The organism is Micromonospora sp. NPDC003776 (assembly GCF_053605645.1).
The window spans coordinates 1-11,124 of record NZ_JBSGJR010000189.1; the positions used below are offsets into that span (position 1 = coordinate 1).

Annotated in this window: 9 protein-coding genes; 6 read left to right on the forward strand and 3 right to left on the reverse strand. The window is 72.4% G+C overall.

All coding sequences use genetic code 11. The annotated features are described in order from the left end of the window. A partial coding sequence (locus ACWEVO_RS17225) for a hypothetical protein (protein ID WP_452308521.1) occupies positions 1-298 on the reverse strand: 298 nt, incomplete at its 3' end. Between the two features lie 614 nt (positions 299-912). Between ACWEVO_RS17225 and ACWEVO_RS17230 the strand changes: the two genes are divergently transcribed. From ACWEVO_RS17230 to ACWEVO_RS17250, 5 genes are all read left to right on the forward strand, one after another. Beyond that, positions 913-1,389, forward strand: coding sequence for a hypothetical protein (locus ACWEVO_RS17230; RefSeq protein WP_452308522.1), 477 nt, complete (start codon positions 913-915; stop codon positions 1,387-1,389). A 69-nt stretch (positions 1,390-1,458) separates the two neighbouring features. After that, on the forward strand, positions 1,459-3,273 hold the full coding sequence (locus ACWEVO_RS17235) for a glycoside hydrolase family 15 protein (RefSeq protein WP_452308523.1): 1,815 nt from the start codon (positions 1,459-1,461) through the stop codon (positions 3,271-3,273). 66 nt (positions 3,274-3,339) lie between these two features. Beyond that, on the forward strand, positions 3,340-4,914 hold the full coding sequence (locus ACWEVO_RS17240) for an FMN-binding glutamate synthase family protein (RefSeq protein ID WP_452308524.1): 1,575 nt from the start codon (positions 3,340-3,342) through the stop codon (positions 4,912-4,914). A 256-nt stretch (positions 4,915-5,170) separates the two neighbouring features. Beyond that, positions 5,171-6,283 (forward strand): glycoside hydrolase family 43 protein, encoded by a 1,113-nt coding sequence (locus tag ACWEVO_RS17245; protein WP_452308525.1) that lies wholly within the window; start codon positions 5,171-5,173, stop codon positions 6,281-6,283. A gap of 434 nt (positions 6,284-6,717) precedes the next feature. Continuing rightward, positions 6,718-8,157 (forward strand): glycosyltransferase family 39 protein, encoded by a 1,440-nt coding sequence (locus ACWEVO_RS17250; RefSeq protein ID WP_452308526.1) that lies wholly within the window; start codon positions 6,718-6,720, stop codon positions 8,155-8,157. Between the two features lie 143 nt (positions 8,158-8,300). On the opposite strand, the gene ACWEVO_RS17255 is transcribed toward ACWEVO_RS17250, so the two are convergent. Then, positions 8,301-8,450, reverse strand: a complete 150-nt coding sequence (locus ACWEVO_RS17255) for a hypothetical protein (protein ID WP_452308527.1) — start codon at positions 8,448-8,450, stop codon at positions 8,301-8,303. A 326-nt stretch (positions 8,451-8,776) separates the two neighbouring features. On the opposite strand from ACWEVO_RS17255, the gene ACWEVO_RS17260 reads away from it, so the two are divergent. Continuing rightward, entirely contained in the window at positions 8,777-9,907 is a 1,131-nt protein-coding gene (locus ACWEVO_RS17260; protein ID WP_452308528.1) for a peptidoglycan recognition protein family protein, read from the forward strand. On the opposite strand, the gene ACWEVO_RS17265 is transcribed toward ACWEVO_RS17260, so the two are convergent. Continuing rightward, positions 9,881-11,124 (reverse strand): MFS transporter (locus ACWEVO_RS17265; protein ID WP_452308529.1); only part of this gene is annotated, 1,244 nt, incomplete at its 5' end. The two genes, ACWEVO_RS17260 and ACWEVO_RS17265, sit on opposite strands and share 27 nt — an antisense overlap.

An 11,124-nucleotide genomic window follows, 5' to 3' on the forward strand; every position in this document is an offset into this window, starting at 1 on the left:
CCGGGACGGTGACGGTCCAACCCAGCCGCCGCAACGCCATCCACGCGTTCGACGGCAACCTCCGCCCACCCGCGTCCACACCGCAGGCCAACACCTGCACATCCGCGGCGTTCCACCGCTGCGCCAACAGCCCGCAGACCATGCCCGCCACCAGATCGGCACACCACCCGACACGCTCGGCCAGCACCACCTGGGACAGGACCACACCGGTCTTCTCATCCACACCGCCGCGCACAAAAACGCGGACACACCCGGTCCGGGACACCTCGCCCTCAGCCAGCGACACCGCCCGACTCACCCGCCACCAACCTCACCACACCCAGACCCGGCCACCACGCACACGGCCGCCACACGACAGCACTCACCGCCGGCACAGACCCCCCACCGCCCCGCATCAAACCAGAAGACACCGACACCCACGACCGGACCACGATCACTGACGATCCTTAACCAAATCCCTCAGCCTGGCCCCCGTCGCCATGTCGTGGCGGATGATGAGGTCGGAGATCTCCAGGACCGGCACCCGGATACGGTAGCCCGCCGTCAGTGATCGCGGCGTACCCGGAAACCAGGGCACGTGGGGCGGCCCGGACGGAGTCGGCGCGGCCGGGCTGGACCAGGTGCTGGAACGGTTCCGGGCGACCTCGCAGGCGACGTTCCGGCGGCGCCACCCGATCCGGGAACGTGCTGGCGAGCAGGCCAGCGTCGCTGGCTCGCCGGCTTATGGTGGGGCCGGCCCGACCAGCGGGGCCTACCTGGTGCGAAGCGGGACCCCGATCGGGCCCGGAGAACATTCACGCAGTCGAAGGTGGTGGGCGATGGCCGAGCGAACCACGCGGCGCCGCGTGCTGCCGCCACCGATCCGGTCGTCATCAGCTCCGGCCGATTCCCCCGGCGTCGACCACCGCTGACATGGACTGGGCCGGATGGGCGTTGTTCGGGTTCGTCGCCACCACGGCGCTCACCGCAGCCTTGATCGCTGCGCAACTGGCCGGCCTCACCCGGCTCGACCTTCCCCTGGTCCTCGGCACCATCGTCACCGAGGATCCCGATCGGGCCCGGGCCATCGGGTTCTTCATCCACCTCGGCGCCGGTCAGGGCTTCGCCCTCGGGTACGCGGCCACGTTCGCGCTGCTGCACCACGCCACCTGGTGGATCGGGGCGCTGTTGGGCACGCTCCACGTCGCGATTGCGTTGACGGTGCTCCTACCGCTGCTTCCGGGTGTCCATCCGCGCATGGCGTCGCAGCGGGCGGGGCCGGCGAGCACCGCTGTCCTGGAGCCGCCCGGCCTGTTCGCCCTCAACTACGGCGTCCAGACTCCCGCCGTGGCGGGTGTCGTCCACGTTCTCTACGGGGTCGTCCTCGGGCTGCTCCTCCGGGCCGATTGACCGGCGCGGCGACTGTCCCCGGCTGATGTGCCGCAGTGGCGCCGCGCGACTCGGGAGGAGGCGATCTCCATGACTGGTGGGCGCGACCGGGCAGCTTCCCGGCCGCCGGCGCCGATCAGCGACTACGGGCTGCTGGGTGATACCCGTACCGCTGCCCTCGTCGCCGCCGACGGCGGGATCGACTGGCTCTGCGTACCCCGCTTCGACGGCGAGCCCCTGTTCGGCCGGCTGGTCGGCGGCCCGGACGCGGGAACGTTCCGGGTCGGCCCGGCCGGGCCGGCCCCGGTCGTGGCCCGGCGCTACCGGCAGCACACCGCCACCCTGGAGACGACGTGGGCGGTGGGCGGCGGCCGGCTCACCCTCACCGAGGGCATGGTGGCCGAGATCAGCGGCCGTCTCCTGCCCACCACGATGCTGGTGCGGCGCCTGTCGGCCGAAGAGGCACCGGTCGAGGCCGTCGTCGAGTTCGACCCCCGGCTCGGCGCACGGCACCGCCGCCCCCGCGCCCACCATCGGCACCGGGCCCTGCTGTGTGAGTGGGGGGCGCTCGCGGTCTCGCTGGCCGGCGCGCCCGAACTCGCCATCGAACCGGGGCTGGCCACCCCGTTCACGGTCCGGCCGGGGCGGCCGGTCGTCCTCGTGCTGGCCGTGGCCCACCGCGAACCGCTGATCCACGTCGAGCCGGCAGCCGCCTGGGATCTGCTCGTCGAGGACGAGGACCGGTGGCGGTCGTGGAGCGCGGAGATCGACCGCGCGCTGCCCTTCCGAGAGCAGGTGGTGCGAAGCCTGCTGACCATGCGGCTGCTGACCTACTCACCCTCGCAGGCTCCCGTCGCCGCAGTCACCACGTCGCTGCCGGAGGACCCCGGCGGGGTACGCAACTGGGACTACCGCTACGTCTGGCCCCGCGACGCCAGCATCGGGGTCAGCGCCTTTCTCAGCGTTGGCAAACCCGAGGAGGCCCACGGCTTCCTCGCGTGGCTGCTGCACGCCAGCCGGCTGCAGCGGCCACGCCTGCCGGCGCTGTTCACCCTGTACGGCCGCCGGGTACCCGCGGAACGGGACCTGCCCGGCTGGCCGGGCTATCTCGACAGCGTCCCGGTGCGGGTCGGCAACGGCGCTGCGGGGCAGCACCAACTCGACGGCTACGGTTGGGTGATCGACGCCGCCTGGGCGTTCGCGCAGGCCGGGCACCTGCTCTACGGCGAGACGTGGCGGGCGGTGCGTGGCTTCGCCGACGTGGTCGCCCGGTGCTGGCAGGCGCCCGACGCCGGCATCTGGGAGGTCCGGACGCCGGCCCACCATGTGCATTCCAAGCTGATGGGCTGGCTCGCCCTGGACCGGGCCCTGCGCATCGCCGACACCCACCCGCTGCCGGCCCGGCAACGTCGACGCTGGCTGACGGCAAGGGATGCCATCGCTGCCGAGGTCCGGGCCCGCGGCTTCGACCCGACGGCGGGCAGCTACGTCCGCAGCTACGGCTCCCCGGAGCTCGACGCGGCCCTGCTCGTCCTCCCGCTGCTCGAGCTGGACAGCGCCGAATCGTCTCGTGTGCAGGGCACCATCGACGCCATTCGGGTCCGGCTCTCCGCCGGCGGTCCGCTGCTCTACCGCTACCCGCCGGGACGGGACGGCTTCCCGGGCAGCGAAGGCGCCTTCCTGCCCTGCTCGTTCTGGCTCGTGCAAGCCCTCGCCCGCACCGGGCGCCGCGACGAGGCGATCGAGCTGTTCCAGACCATGCTCGACCACGCCACCCCACTCGGCCTGTACGCCGAGGAACTGGACCCGGCGACCGGCGCGCACCTGGGCAACTTCCCCCAGACGCTGACCCACGCCGCGCTCATCCAGGCCGCGCTCGCCATTCGAGACGCCCCCGCAAGCTGATCGGGGCTCCCCGCGTACGGTCGCGCGGGTTGTTTGACCGGCGGCGATCCCGGAAAGAGTGGCGCCATGAGCTGGGCCCGTAGAGCCGTACCCGCCGCCGTCGCCGCCGTCGCGGCCCTCGCCGCACGCGATCTGCTGCAGCGCGACCACGCGCTGCTGCGGAACTTCCCCGTGCTGGGCCGCGCCCGCTACCTGCTGGAGTCCATCGGGCCGGAGCTGCGCCAGTACATCGTGGCCGGCAACAACGAGGAGCGGCCGTTCACCCGCGATCAGCGGCGGTGGGTGTACGCCTCGGCGAAGCAGGAGAACAACTACTTCGGGTTCGGTACCGACAACGACATCGAGTACACCCGGGGCTATCCGATCATCATGCACCGCACCTTCGGCCGGGCGGTGCCGCCGTCGTCGCCCACCGTCGGGCACGACGTCACGCTGCCCTGCGCGAAGGTGCTCGGCGGGGCCCGGCGCCGGGTGCACGCCTTCCGTCCGGAGTCGGTGGTCAACATTTCCGGCATGAGCTTCGGCTCGCTCTCCGGTAACGCCGTCGAGGCCCTCAACCGGGGCGCCGCGCTCGCCGGTTGCCTGCAGAACACCGGCGAGGGCGGACTGTCGCCGTACCACCGCAAGGGAGGTGATCTCATCTTCCAGATCGGCACCGCGTACTTCGGCTGCCGGGACGAGCGGGGCCGGTTCAGCCTGGAGCGGCTGAAGGACCTCGTGGCCGGGGCACCGGTCAGGGCGCTGGAGATCAAGCTCAGCCAGGGCGCGAAGCCGAGCCTCGGGGGTCTGTTGCCGGCGGCGAAGGTCTCGGCCGAGATCGCCGCCACCCGGGGGATCCCGCCCGGCCAGGACTGCGTCAGCCCGTCGCGGCACGCCGAGTTCTCCGACTGCGACAGCCTGCTGGACTGGGTGGAGCTGCTCGCCGCCGAGACCGGCCTGCCGGTGGGTATCAAGTCCGCCGTCGGCGACCTGGGTTTCTGGGAGGAGCTGACCACGCTGATGCGCGACACCGACCGCGGGGTGGACTTCGTGACCGTCGACGGCGGTGAGGGCGGCACGGGAGCCGCCCCGCTGATCTTCACCGACTCGGTGTCGCTGCCGTTCCAGCAGGGTTTCTCGCGGGTCTACCGGGCCTTCGCCGAGCGGGACCTGCACGAGCGGGTGGTCTTCGTCGGCGCGGGCAAGCTCGGCCTGCCGGACAACGCGGTGGTCGCGTTCGCGCTGGGTGCGGACATGGTGAACGTCGGGCGGGAGGCGATGCTGGCGATCGGCTGCGTGCAGGCCCAGAAGTGCCACACCGACACCTGTCCCACCGGCGTCGCGACCCAGAACCCGTGGCTGGCCCGCGGCCTCGATCCGGCCCGCAAGTCGGTGCGGGCCGCCAATTACATCCGCACCCTGCGCCGTGACCTGGTCAAGGTGGCCGAGGCGTGCGGCGTCGAGCATCCCGGACTGATCGGCACCGGCGCGGTCGAGGTGCTCGATGGCCGCACCGCCTCCACTCCGCTGGACCAGGTGTACGGGTACCGGCCGGGATGGGGGCTCCCCTCGGCCGCCGACGGGGCCGAGATCGTCCGGCTGATGACCGCCGAGGCACCGCAGGGCGGCAGCGCGCCCCCCTCGCCGACCGCACTGGGCTGAGCCGGCCGCCTCAGGTGGTCGGCGTCCGGATCAAGCCCATCTGGGCGGTATGCGATCCCGACACGCTCCGGCCGTGAGGGTGGGGCCCCGGCGCGAGTGACGTCCGGCCTCGCGGCTCGGCCGACGGTGGCGCCCCCGGGAAGAGCCGCCCGGCCGGCCGGGTTGTCCCTAAGGTCTTCCGCCCCTCGGAACCGGATTGGACAAACCTCTCTTGGCCGACGTTATGGCTCGCCGCAGCCGATACCGCCGCAACGCGATGATCGTGGCGCTCGTCGTCACCATCGCGGCGATGGCCGGCTGCGCGCTCCGCTGGGCTGCCCCGGCGGTCGGACCGGTCGACCCGCAGAGCTTCGTCAACCCCGTCCGCGCCGGGGACAGCGCGGATCCGCAGGCGATCCGGGTCGGCTCGACCTGGTACCTGGTGCACACCAACAGCGGCGGGCAGAACGTCCCCGTGCTGACCTCGCCGGATCTGGTGACCTGGACGCCGGCCGGCGACGCCCTGCCCACCCTGCCCAGTTGGGCCGACCCCGGGCGGACCTGGGCACCCGAGATCATCCGCGGCAGCTCGGACGGCTATCTGCTCTTCTACACCGCCGCCGACCACGCCTCTGGGAAGGAGTGCGTCGGACGGGCGGCCGCCGATTCACCGGCCGGGCCGTACCGGGACGATGCCACCGCTCCCCTGGTCTGTTCGCCGGATCAGGGCGGTGCGATCGACCCCAGCCCGTTCCGGGACAGCGACGGCAGCCTCTGGCTGGTCTGGAAGAACGACGGCAACGCGATCGGCGCGGACACCTGGCTGTGGTCGCAGCGCCTCTCCGCCGACGGGTCGCACCTGGTCGGCGAGCCGACGCGGCTGGTGAAGCAGACCAGCGCGTGGGAGGCGTCAGTGGTCGAGGCACCGTTCTTCTGGCGCCACGACGGCCGCCTGTTCCTCTTCTACTCGGGCAACGACTACGCCTCGAAGGCGTACGCCGAGGGCTACGCGACCTGCGACACGCCGGCCGGTCCCTGCCAGAAGGCGCCGGAGAATCCGATCCTGCGCAGTGACTCGGCGGCGGCCGGCCCCGGGCACGCCGCGATGGTCGAGTACGAGGGAACCACCTGGCTGCTGTATCACGCCTGGCGACCGGGCGCGGTCGGGTCGGGTTCGCCCGGCCGCCAGCTCTGGCTGGACAAGGTCACCTGGGAGGGGGGTCGGCCTCAGGTCCACGGTCCGACCGGCATTCCCCAGCGGCGCCCGCTGCTCCCGGTGGACGGGGGCGCGGCCGCCCCGACGGCGGGGGTGTACGCCGCGCTGTCGAGCCCGGTGCCGGCCCAGGCGGCCGCTCGCCGGAGCGGGGTCGGGGGACGCCCCACGAGGTGACCTCCGGCCCGGTTCGTCCCGTACCGGGATCGCGGATCAGACGGGGCGGGTCGAGGCGAGCCGGGCAACTCGGCGGTGCACTGCGGTTCGGCACGCCCCAATCGGGGAAGGCACCGCCGTCGCTGACCGACAGCCTGGGAGGGCAGTGGGATGATGCACGGCTTGGGGCCCACCCCCGCGACGGCGCCAGGCAAGCCGGACGTGGATGACCCCGGGCGGACTGCCCTGATCGGCGCCGGGCCGGCCGGACGATCCGCCGCTCCGGCGCTGCCGGTTCGCGACGTCCGCTGGTCGGTGCACGACGAAAGCAACCGCCACGAGGCCACGGTGGGCGCGGGTAGCGGCGCTGGCCGGACAGCCGCGACCGGAGCGAGGGCGGATCAGGGCCGGCGATGAGCGCCGCGGGCCGGCGCGCGTCCACGGTCTGGTGGTCGATGTCCTCAGGCAGGAGAGCGCTGGCCGCCCTCGTGGCGTTGGTGCTCGCCGCCGGCGTGGTGCTGCGCTTCTGCGCCACCTCGCCGCTCTGGCTGGACGAGGCGCAGAGCGTGGCCATCGCCCGGCTGCCGCTGCCCGCGTTGATCACCGCGCTGCGCGGCGACGGCGCTCCACCGCTGTACTACCTGCTCCTGCACGGCTGGATGGGGCTGGTGGGCACCGGAGACTGGGCGGTCCGCAGCCTCTCCGGGTTGTTCGCCACCGCCGCCCTGCCCCTCTGGTACGTGGTGGCCCGACGCTCGAACGCGGGCCTGGTCACGCTGGTTCTCGCCGCCGCCAATCCGTGGCTGGTGCGCTATGCCACCGAGGCCCGTCCGTACGCGCTGGTGATCCTGCTCGTGCTGCTCGGCGTCCTGGCTCTGGAGGGGGTCCGTCGACGCCCGGGCCCGCTGCGGGCGCTCGGCCTGGCGGTCGTCGCCGGTCTGCTCCTGCTCACCCACTACTGGGCGCTCTTCCTGTTCGCCGTGGTCGGGGCCGGCCTGCTGGTGTCGCTGTTGCGGAACCGCTCCCGGGCAGGCTGGTGGAGTCTTGGCGGGCTGGCCGCCGGGGCCGTGGCGTTCATTCCCTGGATTCCGATATTCCTGTACCAGAGCCGGCACACCGGTACGCCCTGGATGGGCCGCGGCGGCCTCCAGTCCCTGCTCTCCGTGGTGACCGAGTGGTCGGCCGCCGGGGTGACACCGGCCGCCGCGCTCGTGCTGGTCACCTGGCCGCTCATGGCGTGGGGCGCGCTCGGGGACGGCCGCCGCGCCCGACTGATCGGCGGCACCGGCGCCGCCACCCTGCTGCTGGCCGTCGCCGTCACCTGGCTCACCGGATCGGCGGTGGTCACCCGGTACGCCGCGATCGTGTTACCTCTGGGGATGCTGGTGCTCGGCGTCGGAGCGGCAACCCTGCCGAGGCGCTGGACGATGGTGGTGGTCGCCGGTCTGGCGATCTCCTGGCTGGCGGTGGACGCCGCGCTGGTGACCCGCCCCCGCACAGACGCCGCTGTCCTCGCTGATCTTCTCAACCAGCGGGTGACCGACGCCGACACCGTCGTCTTCTGCCCGGATCAGGTCGGGCCCGACGTCATCCGGCGGCTGCACGGTCGGCCGCGACTGCTCAGCTTCCCCCAGCAGGACTGGCCGGGCCGACTGGACTGGACCGACTATCGGCAGCGGATCGAGGCTCAGGACCCCGCCGGGCTGGCCCGGCAGGTGGCGGCCGGACGCGGCGGCGGAGCGGTGTGGCTGATCCCCCGCTACGGCGCTCGCCCGTTCGGTGAGCGCTGCCAGCAGCTCGGCACCTCGTTGACCAGGGTGCTCGGTCCGCCGCAGGAGCAGCAGATGCAGGCTCGCGGCCAGTCGGAGATGGTGTGGCGCTGGGCGCCGCGATAGGACGCAGGTCCATCGGATGGCACTGGGGAAGGCCCACAGCGCGCCATCCGCAGTGGGCCTCGCGTCGGTGATCCGGCCGTCGAGGCCGGCACCACCTCAGGCGGCGCCGCCCCACCCCGTACCGGCCGGGGATGGGTAGCGGGTCACACCCGCCGGCGGATGTATCCGACGACGGCGGTCACGACGAACAGGATCGCTCCGATCACGAAGAGCCAGAACAGGCCCTTGACGACGAGCCCGACGACCGCCAGCACCAGCCACACCAGCAACAGGAGAACGATCAACGCGATCATGGGCGCCGCGTACCCCGGCGGGCCCTCGGCAAACCAGTCCGGCAGAGGTCCCCGGGAGCGTCTTCCCCCTCGTCGCGGTCCCCGTCAGCCAACCTGCGGCAGCGTACGTCGCCACGATCCCGCCCGCGCCTGTTGAAAACTGCCAGACGTTGCGGTGGAATAGTCGAAATGTTTCACCATCGATCCTCGCGGATGAAGGTGGCAGCATGCCAGTCCGCCGGCGTCGGACAGGTGTGGGCGAACGCCGCGTATTGGCGTGGATCAGTGGCATCGGCCGGCCCGCAAGGGCTGTCGTTGTTGTTCCGCACCCCTGATGGAGGCAGCGCATGTCCACTCATCGGCACGAGGTCGACCGTCGCACCTTACTGAAGGCCGGTCTGGGTACCGGGCTCGCGGCGATCGTCGGCACCGACCTGTTCGTGGCGGCACCAGCGGGTGCCGCGCCCAGCGCCACGTTCCCCTGGATCATCGATTGCGACACCTGGGGTGCGCGCCCGCCACGGGGGACGATCCAGCTCACCGGCAACGTCACCAACAAGATCATCCTGCACCACATGGCGTTCCCGAACGTCACGGACTACTCGCGCGAGCACGCGATGCAACTGGCGCGGGACTGCCAGAACCTGCACATGGACGTCAACGGCTGGGCGGACACCGGACAGCACTTCACGGTCAGCCGTGGCGGCTACGTGCTGGAGGGTCGCCACCGCAGCCTGCAGACCCTCGACGCGGGCGGACATCAGGTCATCGCCGCTCACTGCCCGGGGGAGAACGGCAACGCGATCGGGATCGAGAACGAGGGTACGTACATCACCGAGACGCCGCCGGACGCGCTGCTCGACGCGCTGGTGACGTTGTGCGCCGCGGTGTGCCAGCAGTTCCGGCTGCAGCCATGGGACATCTTCGGCCACTGGGACTTCTACCCCACCGAGTGCCCGGGCGTCGCCTTCTACCGGTTGTTCCCGACGGTGCGCTCGCGGGTCGCGGCGGCCCTCGGCACGCCACAGGCCGACATCCCCGCACGCCGGTGGCCCGACATCTGGCGCTTCGGCGACGGGCCGGTGGTGCAGGTCGCGCAGTACCTGCTCGCGGATCTCGGGTACCCGCTGATCCCGAACGGCGACTTCGGCTACGACATGAACGCCGCCGTGGCGGACTTCCAAGCCACGCACGGGATTCCGGTGGACCCGGACGCCACCTTCGACGCGGCCACCTGGGAAGCGCTCGTGCCGACCCTCGACAAGGACGCCAGCGGTCTTCCCGTCAACGCGCTGCAGTTCCTGCTCGGCCGCAAGGGGTACCACGACGTCACGGTGAACGGCGAATTCGACCACAGCACCATGAAGGCGGTCCAGGACATGCAGCGCCTGCACGGCCTGGTACCCAACGGGAAGGTCACCGTGGACACGTGGTGCGCGATCGTCGGCGGCTCAGTTCGTTCGGCTTTCCAGTATTGAGCGCCTGCCGCTGGTCTCCCCGGAACGGCTGGCCTGCCGATGTGACGCGCGGTGGGCCAGCCCGAGGAACACCGCCACCGCGGCACCGAACGCGATGGTCAGCACCGCGGAGATCAGCAGTGTCCGCCGGCCGCCCACCGCGCTGACCATCGGCCCGCCCAGCAGCGTGCCCAGCCCGGTGGCGGGAATGGCCAGCGCGCTGCGGGCGGCCAGTACCCGGCTGAGGGCGGGTGGCGGGCTGAGGCGCTGGAACAGCGCCGTGCAGATCGCGGTGAACGGGCCGTAGATCAGCCCGCCGATCGCCATTCCGAACAGTCCGGGCACGACCAGATCGGTGAGCCCCAGCGGCAGCAGCGCGGCGCCCCAGCCGACGATGATGCTCACCACGAGGGGCGCCGGCCGGCGGCGCCGCAGGAAGCCGGCGCCGAGGCCGCCCAGTGTCGCCCCGACACCGAACACCGTCCAGTACAGGCCGAGCAGACCGGCCGGGCGGTGCAGCTCGCGGGCGACGAGGATCGGCAGGGCCACCTCGACCGGCCCGTAGAGGAAGAAGAACACACAGGTCACCGCGAGCAGCCCGAGCAACCGCGGCTGGCCGAGAAGGGTGCGCCGACCCCCGGTCGCGGCGGCCGGCGCCGCCGGCCGGGCCGCGCTGCCAGGCGGGCTGGTCCAGCAGAGCACCGCCAGGACCGCGAAGCTCGCCGCGTCGGCGGCCACCACCCAACCGGGGCTGACCGCCGCGATCACAGCGCCGGCGAGGGCCGGCCCGACCAGGAGCGCGGCCTGGGTGAAGGTGGACAGCATCGAGTTGCCGGTCAGGCGGTCCTCCTCCGGCAACGATTCCGCGACGAGGGTGTACGCGCCGGCGTTTCCCCAGGCGTGCAGCAGCGAGGACACCGCGAGCAGCACCACGTACAGGCCCGGCTGGAGCAGACCCGCCACCGCCAGTGCCGCGATCGCGCCCAGCGCGACCGCCCGCAGCGAGGCGTCGACCGCGACCAGCCGAACGCCGGGCAAGTGGCGGACCAACCGGGCCAGCACGGCGGCGCCGATCGTCGCAGGCAGGGCGTAGGCCGCCACCGCCAGCCCGGTCCAGACCCCGGCCTGGTCGGGCGGCGCGATCTGCACCGCGAGCCAGGCCACCGCCACCATGCTCATCCCGTCGCCGAGAGCCGAGACCAGCATCCCGGGGAGGATCCGGCGCAGCACCGGCTGGC

Coding starts and splice junctions, on each gene's coding strand:
- ACWEVO_RS17240 (WP_452308524.1), top strand. CDS start 3,340: ATGAGCTGGGCCCGTAGAGCCGTACCCGCCGCCGTCGCCGCCGTCGCG.
- ACWEVO_RS17230 (WP_452308522.1), top strand. CDS start 913: ATGGACTGGGCCGGATGGGCGTTGTTCGGGTTCGTCGCCACCACGGCG.
- ACWEVO_RS17245 (WP_452308525.1), top strand. CDS start 5,171: ATGATCGTGGCGCTCGTCGTCACCATCGCGGCGATGGCCGGCTGCGCG.
- ACWEVO_RS17260 (WP_452308528.1), top strand. CDS start 8,777: ATGTCCACTCATCGGCACGAGGTCGACCGTCGCACCTTACTGAAGGCC.
- ACWEVO_RS17235 (WP_452308523.1), top strand. CDS start 1,459: ATGACTGGTGGGCGCGACCGGGCAGCTTCCCGGCCGCCGGCGCCGATC.
- ACWEVO_RS17250 (WP_452308526.1), top strand. CDS start 6,718: ATGTCCTCAGGCAGGAGAGCGCTGGCCGCCCTCGTGGCGTTGGTGCTC.
- ACWEVO_RS17255 (WP_452308527.1), bottom strand. CDS start 8,450: ATGATCGCGTTGATCGTTCTCCTGTTGCTGGTGTGGCTGGTGCTGGCG.